The sequence below is a fragment of the Mesorhizobium sp. M0136 genome (assembly GCF_040322515.1).
In the GTDB taxonomy this organism is placed as follows: domain Bacteria; phylum Pseudomonadota; class Alphaproteobacteria; order Rhizobiales; family Rhizobiaceae; genus Mesorhizobium.
The window spans coordinates 62,574-82,646 of record NZ_JAMYTP010000012.1; the positions used below are offsets into that span (position 1 = coordinate 62,574).

21 protein-coding genes and 1 pseudogene are annotated in these 20,073 nt (G+C 63.2%); 9 read left to right on the plus strand and 13 right to left on the minus strand.

What is annotated here, in order from left to right; genetic code table 11:
- Positions 1-10: 10 nt before the first annotated feature.
- Complete coding sequence (locus NKJ35_RS16265; RefSeq protein ID WP_254818029.1) at positions 11-484, minus strand: CYTH domain-containing protein; 474 nt, start codon at positions 482-484, stop codon at positions 11-13.
- A gap of 88 nt (positions 485-572) precedes the next feature.
- Here NKJ35_RS16265 and NKJ35_RS16270 point away from each other — a divergent pair, with 88 nt between their 5' ends.
- The 4 genes from NKJ35_RS16270 to NKJ35_RS16285 are packed head-to-tail and all read left to right on the plus strand — an operon-like array spanning position 573 to position 4,301.
- Entirely contained in the window at positions 573-1,289 is a 717-nt protein-coding gene (locus tag NKJ35_RS16270) for a CerR family C-terminal domain-containing protein (protein WP_352648605.1), read from the plus strand.
- Entirely contained in the window at positions 1,286-2,239 is a 954-nt protein-coding gene (locus NKJ35_RS16275; protein ID WP_352648437.1) for an HlyD family secretion protein, read from the plus strand. The genes NKJ35_RS16270 and NKJ35_RS16275 overlap by 4 nt, the downstream gene beginning before the upstream one ends.
- Positions 2,236-3,156 (plus strand): ABC transporter ATP-binding protein, encoded by a 921-nt coding sequence (locus tag NKJ35_RS16280; protein WP_352648439.1) that lies wholly within the window; start codon positions 2,236-2,238, stop codon positions 3,154-3,156. The genes NKJ35_RS16275 and NKJ35_RS16280 overlap by 4 nt, the downstream gene beginning before the upstream one ends.
- A gap of 8 nt (positions 3,157-3,164) precedes the next feature.
- On the plus strand, positions 3,165-4,301 hold the full coding sequence (locus NKJ35_RS16285; RefSeq protein ID WP_352648607.1) for an ABC transporter permease: 1,137 nt from the start codon (positions 3,165-3,167) through the stop codon (positions 4,299-4,301).
- A 35-nt stretch (positions 4,302-4,336) separates the two neighbouring features.
- On the opposite strand, the gene NKJ35_RS16290 is transcribed toward NKJ35_RS16285, so the two are convergent.
- The 3 genes from NKJ35_RS16290 to NKJ35_RS16300 form a co-directional block, all read right to left on the minus strand.
- Complete coding sequence (locus NKJ35_RS16290) at positions 4,337-4,990, minus strand: glutathione S-transferase family protein (RefSeq protein ID WP_254818026.1); 654 nt, start codon at positions 4,988-4,990, stop codon at positions 4,337-4,339.
- 92 nt (positions 4,991-5,082) lie between these two features.
- Positions 5,083-6,060, minus strand: a complete 978-nt coding sequence (locus NKJ35_RS16295; RefSeq protein ID WP_352648443.1) for a threonine/serine dehydratase family protein — start codon at positions 6,058-6,060, stop codon at positions 5,083-5,085.
- A gap of 202 nt (positions 6,061-6,262) precedes the next feature.
- Positions 6,263-6,580, minus strand: a complete 318-nt coding sequence (locus tag NKJ35_RS16300) for a hypothetical protein (protein ID WP_254818024.1) — start codon at positions 6,578-6,580, stop codon at positions 6,263-6,265.
- A gap of 180 nt (positions 6,581-6,760) precedes the next feature.
- On the opposite strand from NKJ35_RS16300, the gene mbfA reads away from it, so the two are divergent.
- Positions 6,761-7,744: an iron exporter MbfA gene (gene mbfA, locus NKJ35_RS16305; protein WP_352476817.1), complete on the plus strand. Its 984-nt coding sequence runs from the start codon at positions 6,761-6,763 to the stop codon at positions 7,742-7,744.
- Positions 7,745-7,750: 6 nt separating this feature from the next.
- On the opposite strand, the gene NKJ35_RS16310 is transcribed toward mbfA, so the two are convergent.
- The 3 genes from NKJ35_RS16310 to NKJ35_RS16320 all read right to left on the minus strand — a co-directional run bounded on the left by NKJ35_RS16310 (position 7,751) and on the right by NKJ35_RS16320 (position 8,740).
- Positions 7,751-8,095: an antibiotic biosynthesis monooxygenase family protein gene (locus NKJ35_RS16310; RefSeq protein WP_254818022.1), complete on the minus strand. Its 345-nt coding sequence runs from the start codon at positions 8,093-8,095 to the stop codon at positions 7,751-7,753.
- Positions 8,092-8,424 (minus strand): NIPSNAP family protein, encoded by a 333-nt coding sequence (locus NKJ35_RS16315; RefSeq protein WP_352476818.1) that lies wholly within the window; start codon positions 8,422-8,424, stop codon positions 8,092-8,094. Before NKJ35_RS16315 ends, NKJ35_RS16310 begins: the two co-directional genes overlap by 4 nt.
- Positions 8,425-8,521: 97 nt before the next feature.
- Positions 8,522-8,740 (minus strand): DUF1127 domain-containing protein, encoded by a 219-nt coding sequence (locus NKJ35_RS16320; RefSeq protein ID WP_352648446.1) that lies wholly within the window; start codon positions 8,738-8,740, stop codon positions 8,522-8,524.
- A gap of 68 nt (positions 8,741-8,808) precedes the next feature.
- Here NKJ35_RS16320 and NKJ35_RS16325 point away from each other — a divergent pair, with 68 nt between their 5' ends.
- Complete coding sequence (locus tag NKJ35_RS16325) at positions 8,809-9,483, plus strand: ArsR/SmtB family transcription factor (RefSeq protein ID WP_352476820.1); 675 nt, start codon at positions 8,809-8,811, stop codon at positions 9,481-9,483.
- Positions 9,484-9,607: 124 nt separating this feature from the next.
- On the opposite strand, the gene ligD is transcribed toward NKJ35_RS16325, so the two are convergent.
- The 3 genes from ligD to NKJ35_RS16340 all read right to left on the minus strand — a co-directional run bounded on the left by ligD (position 9,608) and on the right by NKJ35_RS16340 (position 13,620).
- Positions 9,608-12,109 (minus strand): DNA ligase D, encoded by a 2,502-nt coding sequence (ligD, locus tag NKJ35_RS16330; protein ID WP_352648449.1) that lies wholly within the window; start codon positions 12,107-12,109, stop codon positions 9,608-9,610.
- Between the two features lie 9 nt (positions 12,110-12,118).
- A complete protein-coding gene (gene ku / locus NKJ35_RS16335) occupies positions 12,119-12,970 on the minus strand; it encodes a non-homologous end joining protein Ku (protein ID WP_352648451.1) in 852 nt (283 codons plus the stop codon).
- A 143-nt stretch (positions 12,971-13,113) separates the two neighbouring features.
- On the minus strand, positions 13,114-13,620 hold the full coding sequence (locus tag NKJ35_RS16340) for a YciE/YciF ferroxidase family protein (protein ID WP_254818016.1): 507 nt from the start codon (positions 13,618-13,620) through the stop codon (positions 13,114-13,116).
- A gap of 408 nt (positions 13,621-14,028) precedes the next feature.
- Between NKJ35_RS16340 and NKJ35_RS16345 the strand changes: the two genes are divergently transcribed.
- The 3 genes and pseudogenes from NKJ35_RS16345 to NKJ35_RS16355 form a co-directional block, all read left to right on the plus strand.
- Positions 14,029-14,175, plus strand: a complete 147-nt coding sequence (locus NKJ35_RS16345; protein ID WP_254818015.1) for a hypothetical protein — start codon at positions 14,029-14,031, stop codon at positions 14,173-14,175.
- Positions 14,176-14,369: 194 nt separating this feature from the next.
- Positions 14,370-14,813, plus strand: coding sequence for a thiol-disulfide oxidoreductase DCC family protein (locus tag NKJ35_RS16350; protein ID WP_352648455.1), 444 nt, complete (start codon positions 14,370-14,372; stop codon positions 14,811-14,813).
- A gap of 50 nt (positions 14,814-14,863) precedes the next feature.
- Positions 14,864-16,459: pseudogene (locus NKJ35_RS16355) on the plus strand (saccharopine dehydrogenase family protein); the annotation flags it as partial.
- Between the two features lie 44 nt (positions 16,460-16,503).
- Here the strand turns inward: NKJ35_RS16355 and NKJ35_RS16360 are convergent.
- The 3 genes from NKJ35_RS16360 to NKJ35_RS16370 form a co-directional block, all read right to left on the minus strand.
- Positions 16,504-16,887, minus strand: coding sequence for a DUF1850 domain-containing protein (locus NKJ35_RS16360; RefSeq protein ID WP_352648457.1), 384 nt, complete (start codon positions 16,885-16,887; stop codon positions 16,504-16,506).
- Positions 16,884-18,980, minus strand: coding sequence for a TRAP transporter permease (locus NKJ35_RS16365; RefSeq protein WP_352648459.1), 2,097 nt, complete (start codon positions 18,978-18,980; stop codon positions 16,884-16,886). The genes NKJ35_RS16360 and NKJ35_RS16365 overlap by 4 nt, the downstream gene beginning before the upstream one ends.
- A 63-nt stretch (positions 18,981-19,043) precedes the next feature.
- Complete coding sequence (locus NKJ35_RS16370; RefSeq protein WP_254818012.1) at positions 19,044-20,003, minus strand: TAXI family TRAP transporter solute-binding subunit; 960 nt, start codon at positions 20,001-20,003, stop codon at positions 19,044-19,046.
- Positions 20,004-20,073 lie beyond the last annotated feature (70 nt).

Here is a 20,073-nt window from a genome sequence, read left to right on the forward strand (position 1 = left end):
ATACGAAAGCTCATGCGACGATCTCCGCAATCCCCCCAAGGGCGAGCGACGCGTTGTAAAATCTCGGCTCGCCGGTGACTTCGCGGCCGAGCCAATCTGGCAGCATTTCGTCCGGTACATCCTCCGGCGTCTCGAGCTCGGCGATCACCAACCCCGCAAGCGTCCCCCCGAAGACATCGACTTCGTAGAGATAGCCGCGGTGTCTAACATGATGGCGTGTCTTCTCGATGACATGTCCGATGGCAAAGGCCTGCATCTCCTGCGCCTCCGCCAAAGGCACCGGATATTCGAATTCATCGCGCTGGCGTGCCTGGCTGCCGAACTTGAGCGTCAGCTTGGCGGCGGCATCATTGCTGATGCGCACACGCACCGTACGGCTGGGTTCGGCGACAAGGTAGAATTGACGGATATGAATGTCCGCCTCGACCATTGCCCGCCATTCCTCACCTGAGACCAGGAATTTACGCTCGATTTCCTTGCCCATGGCCACGCACTAGAGCGCGCACGGCCAGAGTTGGCAAGCCGCTTGATCGCAGTTGACTTTAATCATTCGATTGATTAAATTGTCGATGATGATCAAATCGCCCAGCGCCAGCAGCCTTCCTCATGAGGCGCCCAAGACCGCCGCAGACATGACGCGGACGGCACTCGTGCGCGCGGCGCTGAAGCTGTTCGGACGCCAGGGTTTCGACGGCACGTCGACGCGCCAGATCGCGGCTGAGGCCAAGGCCAATATCGGCTCGATCGCCTATCATTTCGGCGGCAAGGAAGGGCTCCGCAACGCGGCGGCCGACTACATCGTCGACACCATCCAGACCGTTGCCGGCCAGGCGATCGGCAATCTGCAGGCGCCGGTCGCGGCATTGGCGGACACCGAGGCCGCGCGGGCACATTTAGCCGGCGCACTGGAGCGCATGGTCGCCTTCATCGCGGCAAGGCCGGAAGCAGGCGAGATTGTACAGTTCGTCCTGCGCGAGCTGTCGCATCCTACCGCGGCCCTCGACCGTATCTATGACGGCGTGTTCGAACCGGCGCATCGCCGGCTCTGCCTCATCTGGGAACAGGCGACGGGCGAGCCGGCCGAGAGCGAGCGCACAAAACTCACCGTATTCACGCTGATCGGCCAGGTCGTCTATTTCCGCATCGGCCGCGAGGCGGTTATGCGCCGGATGGGCTGGCGCAAGATCGGCGATGATGAGGCCGGCAAGATCGCGGCAACAATAACCGACAATCTCAGCGCGATTTTAGCTCGGCGCGATTTGGCTGTCCGGAAGGATCGTGGATCATGAGCCTGCTCTGTTCTTTGCCGCTTGCCGCCCAGCTTTTCAGCGCCTGCGCGCCGGCAGCACCGCTCGCCGTCGGCTACGTCGAGGGCGACTACGTCCTGCTCGCGCCGATCGAGGTGGCGCAGGTCGAGACGATTGCGGTCAAGCGCGGCGACCGCGTCACGCCCGGCACGCCGGTGGTGACGTTGGAAAACGCCGACGCCAAGATCGCCATCGCACAAGCCGAGGCGGCCCTTGCGCAGGCCCAGGCGCAACTTGCCGACCTGCAGGTCGGCAAGCGGCCGGAAGAGATTGCGGTGCTCAAGGCGCAGGTCGACATGGCCAAGGCGCAAGCCGCCGACGCCAAACGCCGTTACATCCGCGCCAGCGATCTGTTCAAACGCGGCACCGGCACGCAGGCCGACTACGACACGGCTTCCGCGACGCTGGAGACGGCCAACGCGCAGGTCGGCCAGGCGGAGGCCAATCTCGCCGTCGGCGGGCTGCCGGCACGGCCCGAGACGATCAAGGCTGCCGACAATCAGGTCAGGCAGGCGCAGTCGGCGCTGGAGCAAGCGCAATGGCGGCTGTCGAAGCGCGTGCTGACGGCACCCTCGCCCGGCCGGGTCAACGATGTCATCCGCTATCCAGGCGACACGGCCGGGCCGACCGCGCCGGTCATCTCCATACTGCCGGATGGCGCGGTGAAGCTCAGCGTCTATGTGCCGGAAAGCGCGTTCTCCTCGGTCGATGTCGGCACGCTGCTCAATGTCCATTGCGACGGTTGCGGAGCGGGCGTGAAGGCTCGCGTCAGCTACGTGTCACCGGATCCGGAATTCACGCCGCCGGTGATCTACTCGCTCGAGACCCGGCAAAAGCTGGTCTATCTGGTCGAAGCGCGGCCGGAGGGCGACGCCAGCGCATTGCAGCCCGGGCAGATCGTCGACGTCGACCTGGCGGACATCGGAAAATGAACGTCATCGACGTGCATGGCCTGGTCAAGCGCTTCGGTGACAAGACCGTCGTCGACCATGTGACGATGACGGTGGCCGAGGGCGAGATCGTCGGCTTCCTCGGGCCGAACGGCTCAGGCAAGACGACGACCATCCGCATCATGTGCGGCTTGCTGACGCCGGATGAGGGCGAAGGCACGGTTCTGGGCTTCGACATTCGCACCGACAGCCTGCGGATCAAGCGCGAAGTCGGCTACATGACACAGAGATTCTCGTTCTACGAAGACCTCACGATCGGCGAGAATCTCGAATTCGTGGCACGGCTTTACCGGCTGAAGCCGCTCGACGGGCATGTGGCTAAGACGCTTGAGGAGCTCGGCCTGACATCGCGCAAGAACCAGCTGGCCGGTACGCTGTCCGGCGGCTGGAAGCAGCGGCTGGCGCTGGCCGCCTGCATCATGCACAAGCCGAAACTACTGCTGCTCGACGAGCCGACGGCGGGCGTCGACCCGAAGGCCAGACGCGAATTCTGGGACGAGATCCACCGGCTGGCGAGCGGCGGCCTGACCGTGCTGGTCTCCACCCATTACATGGACGAAGCCGAGCGCTGCCACCGCATCAGCTACATCTCCTACGGCAAGATGCTGGCCACTGGGACGGTCGAGGACGTGGTGAGGAATGCCGGGCTGACCACCTTCGTCCTGCAAGGGCCACGGCTCGATCAGGTCGCGGCCGCACTTCATGGCCGCGACGGCGTCGACCAGGTGGCGCCGTTCGGGGCGACGCTGCATGTCGTCGGTTCCGACAGGAAGGCGCTTCAGGCAGCGCTCGCCGATGTCGAGAAGGAGCACAAGGGCGTCACGGTGTCGCCCGGCGAGACCAGCCTGGAGGATGTGTTCATCCAGTTCATGTCCGGTTCGAAGGACAACATGGGATGAAGAACGGGATAAACAGCATCTTTTCCTTCGCCAGGCTAGGCGCGCTGCTGATCAAGGAGTTCATCCAGATGCGGCGCGACCGCATCACCTTCGCCATGATGCTCGGCGTGCCGCTGATGCAGCTGGTGCTGTTCGGCTATGCCATCAACAACGATCCGAAGAGCCTGCCGGCAGCGCTGGTGGCGATGAGCAGCGATCCTTACACGCGGGCCATGGTTGCGGCGCTGCAGACCACCGGCTATTACCGCTTCGACCATGTTGCGCAAAGTGCCGCCGAAGCCGAATTCCTGATGGCGCGCGGCGATGTCGCCTTCGTCGTCACCATTCCCGCCGATTTTGCCCGACGGGTCGAGCGCGGCGACAGCCCGCAGATCCTGATCGAGGCGGATGCAACCGACCCGGCCGTCGCCAGCGGCGCCATCTCGACGCTCGGCACCGTCGCCAACCAGGCGCTGCTCAGGGCACGCGGCATGCAGGAGACGGCGGCCGAAGCTGCCCGGGGCCAGCTCCAGGTGGTGGTGCACCGGCGCTACAATCCGGAAGCCGTCTCGCAGTACAACATCGTGCCCGGTCTGCTCGGCGTCATCCTGCAGATGACGATGGTGATGATGACCTCGATCGCGCTGACGCGCGAGACCGAGCGCGGCACGATGGAGAACCTTCTGGCGATGCCGTCCAGCCCGCTCGAGATCATGCTGGGCAAGGTGCTGCCCTATCTGGCGGTAGGCGCCGTGCAGGTGGTGGTGGTGCTGGCGGCCTCGAAGCTTCTGTTTGCCATACCCTTCACCGGATCTATGTCGCTGCTGTTGACGGCGGTCCTGATCTTCGTCTTGGCGCTGGTGCTGCTCGGCTACACGATTTCGACGATCGCCCGCACGCAGATGCAGGCCCTGCAGCTCACCTTCTTTTTCTTCCTGCCGTCGATCATGCTGTCCGGCTTCATGTTCCCCTATCGCGGCATGCCGGACTGGGCGCAAGTTTTCGGCGAAGTGCTGCCGCTGACGCATTTCCTGCGCATTATCCGCGCGGTGATGCTGAAGGGCGCCGAGCTGCCGGCAGTGGCAACGGAGATCGGCTGGCTGGTGGTGTTCGTGGCGCTGTTCGCCGGCATTGCGCTGGTGCGGTTCCGCCGGACGCTGGATTAGGGTCGACGCAATCAGCTTGCGCAAATGATCGAGAATCACACGGCCTTGGCCTGGCCCGGGACCGGTGTCAATTCAGGTGCATTGAGCCCTTCGAAGGGATCGCGCCAAGCATCGATTTCTTCAAGCTGCCGATACCAGCGGCCGACAGAGGGATAATCATCGAGAGGCAATCGGGCGACGTCGTTGAAGGGCAGAAACGTCGCCATTCGAAAGTCGGCGTAGGAAACCGAATTTCCGACCAGCCATTCTCGCTGGGAAAGCTCAGCATCAAGTATTGCAGCGGCGGTACTGAAGTCCCTCAGGCCCTCCTCAACCCGTGCCTGATCGATCGGGCCGAGCCCATAGCGCTGTTTGGTCCCGCGTTCGAAATGAACTACATCGCAGGCTCTTGCGAAGTTCTCTTTGCCCCAACTCAGCCATCGGATCATCTCCGGCTCGTCGTCGCCGGCGCGCCAGAAATGCGAATGCGTGTCGCGTGAAAGCCGGCAGGCTATGGCATCGGCCTCCCAGAGGCTTTTTCCCAAGTCCACAAGGATGGGCAATGAAAGATTTGGATTGAGCGGCCGAAAGCGCTCGGCCTGCCCCGGAGCGAAGGGGGAGGCGAATTCAAACTCGACCTTGGCATTGAGATAACGTGCCACGGCGACCGCGAGGCGAGGATTGGGATTGCGGCTGAAGAACAGTTTCATTGATCTCAGTCCTTGAATGGGACCGGTTCGACCGGACGCAACGGAGGCTCGAGCGCCTCGAACCGGCACATGACCTGCAACTGGTTGCTATCTTAGCTGGCAGCAATGATCTCGGCATAGGTGCTGAAATCGACATTGCCGCCGGACAGCACCACGGCCACGCATTTCCCGGTAAGGTCGATCTCGCCTGACGACAGCGCGGCCAAACCGACGCAGCCGCCAGGTTCGACCACCAGCTTCAGGCAAGCCATCGCGTCGCGCATCGCCTGGGCCACCGCCCGGTCGGAAACGGCGATGGCGCCGGCAAGGTTCTTGCGGTTGATCTCGAAAGTGATGGCACCCGGCTCGGCGACGAGAAGGGCATCGCAGATCGAGGTCTGGCCGGGCGCGTTCGACACCCTGGCGCCTTGGATCAGCGAGCGGCGTGTGTCGTCGAAATGCTCGGGTTCCACGGCCCAGACGGCGGTGTCCGGCGAGGCGTCCTTGACCGCGATCGAAATGCCGCTGCTCAACCCGCCGCCGCCGCAGGGAACCACTACCGCATCGAGGCTGACGCCAAGCGCTTTTGCTTGGCGCATCAATTCGAGGCCGATCGTGCCCTGGCCGGCGATGATGGCCGGATCGTCGTAGGGCGGCACCAGGACCATGCCCTTTTCCACGTAAGAACGGACAACGGCAGTGCGATCGCCACGGACCCGGTCGAAGGTGATCACTTCGGCGCCCATCTTCCTGACATTGCCGACTTTCATCGCCGGCGCATCGGCAGGCATGGCGATGATGGCCTTGACGCCGAACATCGCCGCTGCGGCGGCAACGCCTTGCGCGTGATTACCCGACGAGAAGGCGACGATGCCGCGGGCGCGTTCTTCCGCCGAGAGCGAGGAGAGCTTGTTATATGCACCGCGGAACTTGAACGAGCCGGTGCGCTGCAACGTCTCCGGCTTGAACAGGATCCTGGCGCCGAAGCGCTTGTTCAACTCCGGCGATTCGATCAGCGGCGTTTCGACGATCAGTCCGGACAATCGCGCTGCTGCGCTGTGAATATCGGCGATGCCGGGAGGGATGGTCATGGCTGGGGTCCTGCAAGAAATGAGACCGCCTATGGTGCACGGAAAGGGAGGCCGCGCACCAATGAAAAAATGTGACCGTTACAATTCGACTTGGAGGCAGGAGTGGGGCGTGACTGTCACCCACCGCCGCCTCCACCCTCCGCTATGCATTCGTCACTTCAATCGACAAATCGTTGCCTGACCCGGCATTGCCGGCCGCTCCTCATCCCAACAGCGTCTTTTGCCGTTTGGGGCCGCCCATCTTGCGCCAGGTGTTGAAGCGATGGGTGGCAGCAGCGAAGGAGATCTTCATCTGCTGAGCAACCGAATAGCGCGACTTACCCTCGTCGAACAGGCGATAGCAGCACTCGACGCCCTCCTCGGTCAACTTGCCGTCGGGAGCTTTGTTGTGCGGATTGGCGGGATCGAATTTTTCGACCTGCTGCTCGACCAGCCCTTTCAGGCGCTGCAAGTCCGCCTCGATGTTAGCGATCAGGTCGAGAACCGGCTTGGGGTCAAACGGCTGCTGTTGCTCCGGCATCTGCGGGTTCCTTTCTCTTGGTTCAGATTCGATTATATAGGTGAACGTTCGCCGATAGCAAACGGTGCCTCGTTCGGTTTCGACGTCGATACTTTTGAGCAGATGAATGGAGCGGGCGCGATTGACCGAGGATGTGCGAAGCTCTAGTTTAGAACTATTCTAAACTGGGGTGAATTTCTCATGCTTTCCCGCGTTTTCGGCTTCGGCCGCCGTCCGTTTGAATCTCTCTCGGAGCAGGAGATCCTGGCGCTCGCAATCTCCTCCGAGGAGGATGACGGGCGCATCTATCGCGCCTATGCCGACGGGCTGGCGGAAAGCTTTCCGCAATCGGCCAAAGTGTTCGAGGAGATGGCGGAGGAAGAGGACGGCCATCGCGACGCGCTGATCGAGCTTTACCGCAAGCGTTTCGGCGAGCGCATACCGCTGATCCGGCGCGAGCATGTGAAGGGTTATTACGAGCGCAAGCCGGACTGGCTGGTGAGGCCGCTCGGTATCGATCATGTGCGCAGCCAAGCCGAGGCCATGGAGCGGCAGGCCTACCTGTTCTATATCGAGGCGGCCAAACGCACAGGCGATGCCTCGACGAGAAAGTTGCTCGACGATCTGGCGGTGGCCGAACAGGGCCACGAGACACTGGCGCAGCGGCTGGAGCAAAAGCATATATCGGGCGCGGTCAAGGACGAAGAGGCGGCAGCCGAGCAACGTCAGTTCATCCTGACTTACGTGCAGCCCGGGCTGGCCGGGCTGATGGATGGCTCGGTGTCGACGCTGGCGCCGATCTTTGCCGCGGCCTTTGCCACACACGACACGTTCCAGACCTTTCTGGTCGGGCTTGCCGCCTCGATCGGCGCCGGTATCTCGATGGGATTCACCGAAGTGGCCTCCGACGACGGCAAGCTATCCGGCCGCGGCTCGCCGGTAAAACGCGGGCTGACCGTCGGCGTCATGACGACGCTGGGCGGGCTCGGGCACGCGCTGCCCTATCTCATCCCGCTTTTCTGGACGGCGACGATCGTCGCCGCGATCGTGGTGTTCTTCGAACTTTGGACGATCGCCTTCGTACAGAACCGCTACATGCAGACGCCATTCTGGCGCGCCGCCTTCCAGGTGGTGCTGGGCGGCGCGCTGGTGTTTGCGGCAGGGGTGCTGATCGGGAATGCATAGCAGTCGCTACCCATTCACCGCCCGGCTGTCTGCTGGCGCCTCGGCGCGTTCGGTCAGGCCGTAGTCGCGCATGACATGGGCGATGCGCAAACGGTAGCCGGCAAAGATGCCGCCGCGCCCAGCCCTCTGCGCCTGCCGATGTTCCTGCGTGTTGCGCCAGGCCTTCACCGCATCCTCGTCGCGCCAGAAGGACAGCGACAGGATGCGGTTCGGATCGGCAAGGCTCTGGAAGCGCTCGATCGACAGGAAACCGTCGATGCCGTCGAGCAGTGGGCGCAGATCGGCGGCGATGCCGAGATAGGCATCGCGCATGCCCGCCGCCGGCTCGACCTCGAAGATGACGGCGATCATGGCTTCACCAAAGAAGCATGTGGCCCGGACGCCAGCTTGAGGAAGACGCGGTCCTCCTTCAGGATAAATTTTTCCCGCCGGGCGAACTCGTAATTCGCCTTGCCGGCGGGATCGGCGGCGAGCCGGGCGCGGTAGGCTTCGTAGGCCGCAAGACTGTCGATGTTATAGGCGGCATAAGCCGTAGTGGCCGAGCCTTCGTGCGGCGCGAAATAGCCGATCAGATCGGCGCCGCAGCGCGGGATCGCCTGCCCCCAATTGCGTGCATATTCCTCGAACGCCGCCTTGCCGAACGGATCGATCTCGTAGCGGATGAAGCAGGTGATGGTCATTTTCGCCTCCTTGGCGGTGGATGTTTTCTGGCGGTCACAGTTCGAGCCGGGTCGAAACGTTCCGAAGATCGATATGCCAGGCAAATTCGCTGAACGGTCAGGTTTGCCAGAAGGATTTCGCGCATTCGCGGCGGACGTCTTCGGGTGTCAGGCCAAGGTCACGCAGCAGATGATCGTCGATCTCGGCGAGGTCGAGACGCTGCAAATGACGGTCGTACCACCGCTTCAGGAGCCGCAGCCGCCGCAGGCGGCGCAAGACAATGAACGGGAACGGCCGGCGAGCAGGCACGGCGCCGAGAATGGTCCTTGCAGGCATTGTCGTCTCCTTGATTTGCATCGAGATTAATGCTTGTCTGACGAGGATGCTTCGATGAGGAACGAACCATGCGCGAAGGACCTGACATAGCCCGCATTGCCAGCCTGGTGGGCGATCCGGCGCGGGCAAACATGCTGTCCGCACTGATGGGCGGCACGGCACTGACGGCGAGTGAACTGGCACTCGAGGCCGGCGTGTCGCTTCCGACAGCGAGTTCCCATCTGTCGAAGCTGATGGAAGGCGGGCTGCTGACGCTGGCAAGCCAGGGACGGCATCGCTACTACGGCCTCGCCGGCCCGCAGGTAGCAGGCATGATTGAGGCGATCACCGGTGTTGCCGCCGCGGTCGGGCCGCAACGAGTGCGGCCTGGCCCACGCGACGCCGCCATGCGCGTGGCGCGGGTCTGCTACGACCACCTAGCCGGCGACCAGGCGGTGGCGATGCTGGACCGTCTCGTCGCCCGACAAGTGCTCCTGCGCAATGATGAGGAGATCCGGCTTGGGCCGTCGGCCGCCTCGCATTTCGCCGCGATCGGCATCGATGTCGAGGGCAAGGCGCGGCGACCGGTGTGCCGGGCCTGCCTCGACTGGAGCGTGCGGCGTTCGCACCTCGCCGGCACGCTGGGCGCCGCCATTCTCGATAAGATCCTCGCCGAGAAATGGGCGCGGCGCGAGAAGGACAGCCGTGCGGTGATCTTCTCGCCGACAGGCAAGCAGGCATTCGAGAAGACGTTTCTCGCCTGATGGCTCGCTTCGACGCACCAGAACGGCCCGTCGTCTCCACGGAAACGCCGAACCGCTCTATCTTTTTTGTTTTGACGCAATTCCGGACGGAAAATCGTTCCACGCACTTTTTCCTGGAATTGCTCTAGCCGCGCTTGAGCGGCTTGGCCTGCTTGAAAAAATCCTCCCAGGGATCGGCTTGCCCAAGCCGCTTCAGCGTCGTCTTGTCGCCGATCGGAAAGGCGTTCGGCGGCAATCCGGCCTCGATTTCCGCCCAGGTCACCGGCATTGATACCGTGGCGCCTTTCTTGGCGCGCGACGAATAGGGCGCGACCGTGGTCGCGCCACGGCCATTGCGCAGATAATCGACGAATATCCTGCCGGTGCGCGCCTTCTTCGACAACGTCGCCGTGTAGCGGTCGGGTGCGGCTTGCTCGAGCGCTCGGGCGAACTCATGGGCGAAGCCTTTGACCTCGTCCCAGTCCGCCGACGGCTTCAGCGGGACGAGGACATGATAGCCCTTGCCGCCCGAGGTCTTGACGAAATTAGGCAGGGACAGTTCGTCGAGCCGGCTGCGGATATCGAGCGCCGCGGCAAGCACCGCCTTCACGTCGACACCCTCGTCGGGATCGAGATCGAAGATGATCTGGTCTGGTTTTTCCAGCTCGTCCGTGGTCGAGCCCCAGATGTGGATCTCGACGACGCCAAGTTGAACAAGGGCCACGACACCGTCGAAATCGCGGATGAACAATATCTCCTCGCCGTCGGTGGGATCCTTCATCACGGCGATCTTGTCGTGCATGCCGGCCGAGGCATGCTTCTGGAAGAACCGTTGGCCGCCAACACCGTCCGGCGCCCGCACGAGGCTGAGCGGCCGGTTGATGACGAATTGCTTCATGCGCGGCCAGACCAGCGCGTAGTGATCGACCAGATCCTGCTTCGATACGTCCTCCTCGGGCCACAGAAGCTTGTCGGGGCGGGACAGCGTAACCGAGGTTTTCGCGGTGGCCGCGGGTTTGGCGGGCTTTGGCTTCGACTCTGCCGGGGCTGAGCGTGCTTTCGGTTTCTCCTGCACGACTTCCTCCGCCGGCTTGTCCTCGCGCAATCCCTGGAACGACGCGTGGCGTATTATACGGTCCGACGTCCAACTGCGAAACTCCACTTCGCCGACAAGTTCGGGCTTGACCCAGACCAGCCCCTTGCCCCTTGGCACCGCCCTGTCGAAGGGCGAGGTTGTCGTCTTCAGCGCATCAAGCCTCTTCTTCAGCTCGTTGGTGCTTTTGGCCGTGAAGCCGGTGCCGACGCGGCCGGCATAGCGCAGCTTGCCGCCCTCGTGATAGCCGACCAGCAGCGAGCGCAGGCCGCGCCCGGTCTTGTCCGACGGCATGTAGCCGCCGATGACGAATTCCTGGCGCGCCGTACATTTCGACTTCACCCAGGACGGGACACGGCCGCTGCGGTAGGGCGCGTCGGCGCGCTTGGAGACGACGCCTTCGAGCCCCAGCCGGCAAGCATGCTCCAGCATGATCTTGCCGGGTTCGGCAAAGTGGTCGCTGAAGCGCACGGCCCGATCCTCGGTCTGTCCGGCGAGCAAAGTGCGCAGCCTTTCCTTGCGCTCGACCAGCGGTTCGGAACGGATATCCTCACCGTTAAGACGCAGCAGGTCGAAAACGTAGTAGATGAAACGATCCGTGCGGCCCGCCGACAGATCTTGCTGCAGCAGCGAGAATGACGACACGCCATTATCCGCCAGCACGACGATTTCGCCGTCGATGATAGCATCGGTGCATTTCAGGCCGCCAAGTGCCGCGACAATTGCGCCACCGAATTTGTCGGTCCAGTCGAGGCCGGCGCGTGTCAAAAGCCGAACCTCGGTGCCGGCAAGCTGCGCCTGCATGCGATAGCCGTCGAACTTCACCTCATGCAGCCAGTCCTTGCCGGGCGGGGCGTCCCGCTCCAGCGTTGCGAGCGCCGGTTCGATGAATTCGAGCCGCCTTGCGGCGACGGCCTTCGCTTTGCTGGCGGCCGGCCTGTCGGACTGCCAGACGCTTGGCTTCTTGCCGTCGGCGGTCTTGCCTTCGCCGACCTCCTCGATGGTCAGGCCGGATTTCACCGATTGCGGCGCCTCCTGCAAAATGTCCTCGCCCGGACGCGCGGCGGCATCGTCGGATTTGATCAGCAACCAGTTGTCGCGCCGTTCGCCCGGACGCGGCTTCAGCCGTACCAGATGCCAGGCGCCATGCAATTTGTGGCCATGCAGTTCGAAACTGATATGGCCTTTCTTCATCGCCTTTGCCGGGTCGCCATCGGGAACCCAAGTTCCCTCGTCCCAGACAATGACCGAGCCGCCGCCATATTGGTCCTTCGGGATAGTGCCTTCAAACGGCGCATAGTCGATCGGGTGGTCCTCGACATGCACGGCGAGCCGCTTTTCGTGCGGGTCGAGGCTCGGGCCCCGCGTCACTGCCCAGCTCCACAGCACGCCGCCATGCTCGAGACGAAGGTCGTAGTGGAGCCTGGTGGCGGCATGCTTGTGGATGACGAAGATGCCACCTGGCTCGGCTTTCTTGCCGCGCGAAACCTTGCCGGCCGGTTCGGTGGTCTTCTTGAAATTGCGCTTGGCGTGATACTGCTCGAGGCTGACCATGGTCTGATCCTAAGCAGATTCGCGCCGAGCGGCTTTGGACTTGGCGCCCTTTGCCGGGCGTCCGGTCTTTGCCGGCCCACCGGCTTCCGACGAAAGGCTCTTCTTCAGTGCATCGAAGAGATTGACGACGTTGGAGGGCCGTGGTTCCGCCTTTGTCTTCGGTGCCTTCCTGCCGGCCTTCTTGGCGCGGACCAGCTCGATCAGGGCGTTTTCGTATTTGTCCTCGAATTCGGAAGGATCGAACTTCGCCTGTTTCTCATCGACGATGTGTTCGGCCAGCCTGATCATTTCGGCGTCGGTCTTCACCGGCTTGATGTCGCCGAACACCACCTCGGGCCTGCGAACCGTATCGCCATAGCGCAGGGTCGTCAGCAGCAGACCCTTGCCCAACGGCTCGATGACCACCGGACGTTCGCGGCGATAGAGCACGATACGGGCCAGCCCCGCCGTCTTCCTGGCGGCCATGGCGTCGCGGATGACGGCGAAGGCCTCTTCCGAGACCTCGTCCGCAGGCGTCACATAATAGGGCGTATCGAGATAGATCTGCTGGATCGAGGATTTTTCGATGAAACCATCGAGGCTCATCGTGTGCGAGGATTCGATCTGCACGGCTTCGATCTCCTCCTCCTCGATTTGGACGAAGTCGCCGTCGCCGATCTCGTAGCCCTTGATCTCGTCCCCTTCATCGAGCGGCTTGCCGTTTGCCGAATCGACATAGACGCGCTTGACGGTATTGCCGGTCTTGCGGTTGAGCACGCGGAACGAGACTTTCTCCGCCTGGGTCACGACATTGGTCAGTTCGACGGCGCAAGTGACCAGCGAAAGCTTGAGATATCCTCTCCAGGCGGGGCGCGGCGCCATGACAAACTCCCTGCGCGACAAGGTTCAACCGATAACGGCGTTCAACCGAGAACGGCCAAAGCCCGTTCCGGTTCCGGCGGCGCAAAAGGCAAGTCCGGGCTTTCGGCCCGGCCTTGCCTTGAACTCAATTCTCTATCGCTGCCCTACTCGGCGGCTTGCAGGTTGATCTTGCTTTCCGCTATCTCGGTAAGCTTACGGTCGGTCGCCTGTTCCTCCTTGAGATTGTTGGCCAGCACATTGGCGCAGTCGCTGCGGCCCAGTTGCTTGGCCCAGGCAATCAAGGTGCCGTAACGTGTCATCTCATAATGCTCGACCGCCTGGGCCGAGGCGATCAGCGCAGCGTCGAGGACCTCCTTGTCGGCGATGTCGCCGCTGATGTCGTCGGCCTCTTCGAGAATGCCGTCGATGGCCGGGCAGTCGACCTGCTTGGCCTTCACGCCGTGCAGTTCGAACACCTGCTCGACACGCTGGATATGACCCTTGGTCTGGGCGAGATGTTTCTCAAAGCCGGCTTTCAGCTGCGGATCACTCGCCTTGTCGATCATCTTCGGCAGCGATTTCTCGATCTGTTTTTCAGCGTAATAGATGTCGCGCAGCGTGTGCACGAACAGGTCATCGAGTGTTTTGATATCCTTCGAAAAGAAGCCCATGGCCTTTGCCTTTCTATTGCTCTTGCAGTTTCGGATTTTTGGCTGCGGCCCAACCCGAGCACCACAGCCTGCGGAACCGGTTCGTCCCGGCACTGGGAAATCAACGTGCGGCTGACGGGCGGGTTCCTGGTTTTCCGGCCGCGTGCACGGAAATTTCGCGGTCCAGCAAAAAGCTGAAACAAAACCGCGCCTCAGCGACATTCAGGCGAAACATATGTGATGCAAAAGTCACACTGGGCGAAATGCCGACGGACTGCATGGAAACACCGCGAATCAGCCGCATTCCAGCCATGAACGAAGGCATTTTCGACCAGAGATTAACATCGCGTTCACCGACTATTCACGCCTGGACGCTATGATCCCCGCAATTCGGAAGGGACATCCGAAACGGGACAGGGACCGAGTAAAATGAGCTTCTGGAATCACATCGCCGGCTATGCTGCCGCCATCCGCGAATTCGTCGCACCGACCTATCGGCCCGAGCGCTATTACATGCGCGGCCCAGGCCCCGCCTGCGCGCGCCGTGGCAACACACTTGGGATCAGCGTGCACTGATGATGAGCATGGAGAGCCGTCACGACAGCCGGATATGCCGGCCCGACGCCGACAATCGGTCAACGACCTATCGCGCCGAGCGCCCTGCGCTGACCGACAGACGGCGTGCGACAATGCCAAGCCTTCAGCAGTCCGGGCTTTGATCCAGCCGCCGGCAGGTCTAGTGTCGCCTGACACCAGCTGCGGGGCGTCACGTGATCGTCAAGCCGAACCATTCTCCTGAGCCGCCAGAATTCGAATCACGTCGCCCGTTGATCGTGTTCGACGGTATTTGCGTGTTGTGCTCGGGCTTTGTGCGCATGGTGGTGAAGCTCGACCGCAAGGGCCGCTTCCATTTCGCAACGGCGCAGTCGCCCTTCGGCGAGATGCTGTTCAAGAAATCCGGGCTGCGAACGGATCGCTACGAGACCAATCTCGTCATCGTCGATGGCGCCGCTTTCACCCGCCTGGACAGTTTCGTTGCCGTCATGGCCGAACTCGGCTGGCCGTGGCGGGCAGCGCGGATCCTGCTGCTGTTGCCGCGCCCGCTTCGCGACTGGCTCTACGACCGCATCGCAAAGAACCGCTACGCTCTGTTCGGCAAGAAGGACAATTGTGAAATCCCTTCCGCCGAGGTGAGGGCAAGGTTGATCGGCTAGGCTCACCGCCGTGGCCGGGAGCGGCGCGGGGCATTTTGGGGGAACTGCGGATGAAGGTTCTTGTCGTCGGCGGCTATGGCACCTTTGGCGGTCGCACCGTCGAGCTTTTGGAGGGCGAACCGCGTCTGATCCTCTTCGTCGCCGGGCGCTCGCTTGCCAAGGCTGACGCTTATTGCAACAGGCGTGCGCCGACAGCAGCCCGGCTGCAGCCGGCCCTGTTCGACCGTGACGGCGATCTCGCCGCGCAACTCGCTGCATTTGAGCCTGATATTGTAGTCGACGCGAGCGGCCCGTTCCAGGCCTATGGCGAGGGACGCTATCGCCTGATCGAGGCCTGCATCGCCCGGCGCATCAACTATCTCGATCTAGCTGACGGCTCGGATTTCGTCGCCGGCGTCTCTGCGTTCGACGAGGCGGCGCGAAATGCAGGGGTTTTCGTGCTGTCCGGCGTCTCGAGCTTTCCGGTGCTGACGGCCGCGGTTGTGCGCCGCCTGTCGTCGGACCTGACGCGGGTCGACGGCATTCGCGGCGGCATCGCGCCGTCGCCCTTTGCCGGTGTCGGCGGAAACGTCATTCACGCTATCGCCGGTTATGCCGGTCAGCCGGTGCGGCTTGTTCGCAATGGCCGTCCGGAACAAGGCCGTCCGTTCACCGAACAACTGCGCTACACCATCGCGCCGCCGGGCCGGCTGCCGCTTCGATACACGCTGTTTTCGCTTGTCGACGTTCCCGACCTGCGCGCCTTGGCCGAGCTTTGGCCGGAGGCGAGGACCATCTGGATGGGAGCCGGGCCGGTACCCGAGTTGCTGCACCGCGCCCTGATCTGCCTCGCCTGGCTGGTGCGAGCCGGATTGACCGGTTCGCTTTTGCCGCTGGCGCCGCTGATGCATCAGGCAACGAACCGGCTGCGCTGGGGCGAGCATCGCGGCGGCATGTTCGTCGAGGTGGAGGGATCTGACCGGGCGGGCGCCATCGTCAAGCGCTCGTGGCATCTCTTGGCCGAGGGCAATGATGGGCCGCTGATCCCGTCGATGGCGGTCGAAGCGCTGGTCCGCAAAGCGCTGGCCGGACATCAGCCCGCGCCGGGCGCACGGGCGGCGGTCCGCGATTTGGAGCTCCGGGATTATGAAGCGCTGTTCGCCGGCAAGACAATCTACACCGGGTTCAGGAATGAGCCCGCTGACAGGGACAAGTCGCTTTATGCCGTCTTGCTCGGCGACGCCTGGCATGGCCTGCCCCGGGAAATCCGCGCCATGCACGATTGCACAACGATGGCGGCAGGCCGCGCGCGCGTCGAACGCGGGCGCAATGTTCTTGGCCGGCTAATGGCCCGGATGGTCGGCTTCCCCGGGGCAAGCGAGGACATCCCGGTTCACGTCCGCTTCGACACCGACAAGGAGAGCGAGACCTGGACGCGGACATTCGGCAAGCACAGTTTTTCTAGCCTGCAGTTTGCAGGCCGGGGTCGATCGCAGCGCCTGCTGTGCGAACGCTTCGGCCCGCTGACCTTCGCGATGGCGCTGGTTGCCGAGGACGGCCGGCTGGCGCTGGTCTTGCGCCGCTGGAGCTTTTTTGGCCTGCCGCTGCCGATGTGGCTCGGTCCACGCTCGACTTCCTACGAAACGGTGGAGGATGGCCGCTTCCGCTTCCACGTCGAGATCTCGCATCCACTTGCCGGCATGATCGCCTGCTACCGCGGCTGGCTGGAGCCCTCCGGCCCGCACGGCTCCAGCGAGATCGTGTCGCCTGCCAGCTTAGCCAGTTCGCGGCAGTCCTGCGCCGTGCACAGCGTCCAACCCAGACCCGTAGCGCCCGAGGCGGCGAGCACGAGGCGCCGCTGTGGCCCGACCTTGGGCGCATAGACCCACCAGCCGTTTCTCAGCACCGAGCCTTGCGGCGGCTCCATCCCGGCGCCCGATCCCTTGATGCGGGCCTCGACCAGCTGCAGGCCGGACGGCAGCACCTTCCAGTCTTCCTGCCACTGGGTCTTCTCCACCGAATGCACCCAGGAGAGCGTGAAGGCAGCGACCGCGAGCGTCACCGTCTTGCCGGCCGCGACGATGCAGAGGCTCATGCCGAGTTGGCCGGCGAAGCCTGCCGCGCGCGCCAGCAGTGCCAGCCGATCCAGGCAAGGGACAGCGCCCAGCCCGCCTCGTCGGTAAGCGGCAGCGCCGCAACCAGCAGCACACCGGCGGCGAAGGCGATGAGGCGTTCCCACCAGGCCATGCGCCGGGCCAGAAATCCGACGGCAGCGGCGCCCCACAGGACGATGCCCATGCAGGCTTTGATGACGATATAGGCGACCTCGGCGGGATAGCCGAACTGGGCGGCGATCGGGCCGGGATCCTGCAGCATCAGCGCCGGGGTATAGACCGCCATGAACGGCACAACGAAGCCGGCAATGGCAAGCTTGGTGGCCTGGATGCCGATCTTGAGGCCGCTTTCCTTGGCCATGGGTGCGGCGGCGAAGGCGGCCAGCGCCACAGGCGGGGTGAGATCGGCCATGATGCCGAAATAGAAGACGAACATATGGCTGACCACCAACGGCACGCCGAGCGACAGCAGCGCCGGCCCGGCCAGCGACGAAGTGATGATATAGTTGGGTATGGTCGGTATGCCCATGCCGAGCACCAGGCAGGTGAGCATGGTCAAAAGCAGCGACAGGAACAGATTGTTCTCGCCGATCGAGATGATCCAGCCGATGAAGGTCGAGGCGATGCCGGTAAGCGTCAACGTGCCGATGACGATGCCGACAATGGCGCAGGCAATGCCGACCGGCAGCGCGTTCTTTGCTCCCTCCGCAAGGGAATCGATGCATATGCGCAGCGTCTCGCGCCCGCCCTTGAACGTGAGGCAGGCGACGACCAGCACGGCGATGACCAGGCTGAGGATGTCGACGCCGAATTTCATGAAGGAAGCCGCGGCAAGCCCGAGCGCCAGCCAGAAGACGATGCGGAAGGCGAGCGGCCCGATCGATGCTGCCAGCGGCGTGCCGAGGATGAGCACGATGGTCAACGCGAGGCCCATGGTGCCGGCGAACACCGGTGTGTAGCCGGCAAACAGCAGGTAGATCAGTGCTGCGAGCGGCAGTACCAGCGGCCAGTGCTGTCTCACCGCATCCCACGGATTGGGCAGGTCGGCCTTGGCCATGCCGTGCAGTCCGGCCTTCCCGGCTTCTAGGTGCACCTGCCAGAAACAGGCGCCGAAATAGAGCAGCGCCGGAATGATTGCCGCCTTGACCACCGCGGCATAGGGGATGTTCAGGGTCTCGGCCATGATAAAGGCAACCGCTCCCATCACCGGCGGCATGATCTGGCCGCCCATCGACGAGGTCGCCTCGACGGCGCCGGCGAAAGCCGAGCGGAAGCCGAAGCGCTTCATCAGCGGGATGGTGAACTGGCCGCTGGCCACCACATTGGCGACGCCGGAGCCGGAAATGGTGCCCATCAGCGCCGAGGACAGCACACAGACCTGCGCCGGGCCGCCGCGCCATGAGCCGACCAGGCCAAGCGCAAAATCGTTGAACAGCGCGATCATGCCGGCGCGTTCAAGAAAGGCGGCGAAGACGACGAAGATGAAGATGTAGGCGGCCGAAACATAGATCGGCGTGCCGTAGATGCCTTCGGTGCCATAGGCGAAGGTGTCGACGAGCTGGGCGAAATCATAGCCGCGATGGATGAAAGGCGGCGGCAGATGATTGCCGGCAAATGCGTAGGCGAGAAAGATGAAGGCAATGACGGCGAGCGGCAGCCCCATCAATCGCCGCGCCGCCTCGAAGACCAGCACGACCAGCACCGCGCCGACGATCAGGTCAGGCGTGGTGAGAAAGCCGGAGCGGCGGATGAGGTCGGCATAGAACACCCAATTGTACAGACCGGTGGCGAAGCCAAGCACGCCGAGCGTCCAGAACACTGCTTTCGCCGGGACGCTTTTGGCGCGCAGATTGGCGATTAGGGCAAAGCCGAGCAGCAGCAGGAAGCCGACATGCATGGCGCGTACGACCTGGCTCGGCAGGCTGCCATAGGCGGCGATGTAGATCTGGAAGATGGAGAAGGCGATGGCGATAAAAAAAGCCGCCTTGCCGGCGATGCCTTCGCCGAACCCCGGCGGCAATCCTTCGACAGGAGCTTCCGCTGTGGGGGAAAGAACGGTCGGGGTTGCGGTCATTGGCGGGGTTCCTGGCGGGGCGCTCTCCTGCCCGAGGGAGGGTGCGGAGCGAGCCGAGGCTCCTTACTTCACCAATCCCTTTTCCTTGTAATACCTCTCGGCGCCTGGATGCAGCGGCACCGGCATGCCGTCGAGCGCCTTGGCGGGGTCGATCGCCTTGGCAGCGGCGTGGGCAGCGGTGAGCTGGTCGAGATGCTCGAACAGCAATTTGGTCATCTGGTAGGCGGTCTCGTCAGGGACATCGGCACTGGTGATCAGGAAATTGCCGACGGCGGCGGTCGCGACATCCTCGGTCTGGCCCTCATAGGTGCCCTTGGGGATGACCACGGAAAGATAGGGCGAGCCGATCTTGGCGACGTCCTCCGCCGGCACGGCAACGATGTTTACCGGCACCGAGGTGGCGAGGTCACGGATCGATGCGACCCCAAGGCCCGCCGACTGCAGCGTGGCGTCGAGCTGGCGGTTCTTGATCAACTCTACGGACTCGGCAAAGGGCAGATATTCGATCCGCCCGAGGTCTTCGTATTTCAGCCCGGCAGCGGCGAAAATGGTGCGGGCGTTGAGCTCGGTGCCTGAGGCCGGCGCGCCGACCGAAAGGCTCTTGCCCTTGAGATCGGCGAGCGTCTTGATGCCGGATTCCTTGCTGGCGACGATCTGGATATAATTGGGATAGATGGCCGCAATGCCGCGCAGCTTGTCGAGCTTGCCTGGGAAGCCTGCTTCGGTATTGCCTTCGGCGGCCAGCTTGACGGAATCGCCGAGTGCAAAGGCGATCTCGCCCTTGCCCTGCTGCAGCAGGTTGAGGTTTTCGACCGACGCTTTCGTCGCCTGCACCTGGGTGCGCGCGCCTTCGATGCCCTTGCCGTAGATTTCCGACAGCGCCACGCCGAGCGGATAGTAGACGCCCGACGTGCCGCCGGTCAGCACGTTGATGAATTCCTGTGCCTTGACCGATACCGCGCCAAGGCCAAGCGACAGCGCTATGGCGCCGGCGGCAACGAACTTCGTCCTGAAATTGAGCATTCGGTTTCCTCCCTGAAGTATCTGCCGCACTCTCCTCGTCAGCGCGATCCGGGACGAGTTTAGAGAGCGG

Coding starts and splice junctions, on each gene's coding strand:
- NKJ35_RS16265 (WP_254818029.1), bottom strand. CDS start 484: ATGGGCAAGGAAATCGAGCGTAAATTCCTGGTCTCAGGTGAGGAATGG.
- NKJ35_RS16270 (WP_352648605.1), top strand. CDS start 573: ATGATCAAATCGCCCAGCGCCAGCAGCCTTCCTCATGAGGCGCCCAAG.
- NKJ35_RS16275 (WP_352648437.1), top strand. CDS start 1,286: ATGAGCCTGCTCTGTTCTTTGCCGCTTGCCGCCCAGCTTTTCAGCGCC.
- NKJ35_RS16280 (WP_352648439.1), top strand. CDS start 2,236: ATGAACGTCATCGACGTGCATGGCCTGGTCAAGCGCTTCGGTGACAAG.
- NKJ35_RS16290 (WP_254818026.1), bottom strand. CDS start 4,990: ATGAAACTGTTCTTCAGCCGCAATCCCAATCCTCGCCTCGCGGTCGCC.
- NKJ35_RS16295 (WP_352648443.1), bottom strand. CDS start 6,060: ATGACCATCCCTCCCGGCATCGCCGATATTCACAGCGCAGCAGCGCGA.
- NKJ35_RS16300 (WP_254818024.1), bottom strand. CDS start 6,580: ATGCCGGAGCAACAGCAGCCGTTTGACCCCAAGCCGGTTCTCGACCTG.
- mbfA (WP_352476817.1), top strand. CDS start 6,761: ATGCTTTCCCGCGTTTTCGGCTTCGGCCGCCGTCCGTTTGAATCTCTC.
- NKJ35_RS16310 (WP_254818022.1), bottom strand. CDS start 8,095: ATGATCGCCGTCATCTTCGAGGTCGAGCCGGCGGCGGGCATGCGCGAT.
- NKJ35_RS16315 (WP_352476818.1), bottom strand. CDS start 8,424: ATGACCATCACCTGCTTCATCCGCTACGAGATCGATCCGTTCGGCAAG.
- NKJ35_RS16320 (WP_352648446.1), bottom strand. CDS start 8,740: ATGCCTGCAAGGACCATTCTCGGCGCCGTGCCTGCTCGCCGGCCGTTC.
- NKJ35_RS16325 (WP_352476820.1), top strand. CDS start 8,809: ATGCGCGAAGGACCTGACATAGCCCGCATTGCCAGCCTGGTGGGCGAT.
- ligD (WP_352648449.1), bottom strand. CDS start 12,109: ATGGTCAGCCTCGAGCAGTATCACGCCAAGCGCAATTTCAAGAAGACC.
- ku (WP_352648451.1), bottom strand. CDS start 12,970: ATGGCGCCGCGCCCCGCCTGGAGAGGATATCTCAAGCTTTCGCTGGTC.
- NKJ35_RS16340 (WP_254818016.1), bottom strand. CDS start 13,620: ATGGGCTTCTTTTCGAAGGATATCAAAACACTCGATGACCTGTTCGTG.
- NKJ35_RS16345 (WP_254818015.1), top strand. CDS start 14,029: ATGAGCTTCTGGAATCACATCGCCGGCTATGCTGCCGCCATCCGCGAA.
- NKJ35_RS16360 (WP_352648457.1), bottom strand. CDS start 16,887: ATGAGCCTCTGCATCGTCGCGGCCGGCAAGACGGTGACGCTCGCGGTC.
- NKJ35_RS16365 (WP_352648459.1), bottom strand. CDS start 18,980: ATGACCGCAACCCCGACCGTTCTTTCCCCCACAGCGGAAGCTCCTGTC.
- NKJ35_RS16370 (WP_254818012.1), bottom strand. CDS start 20,003: ATGCTCAATTTCAGGACGAAGTTCGTTGCCGCCGGCGCCATAGCGCTG.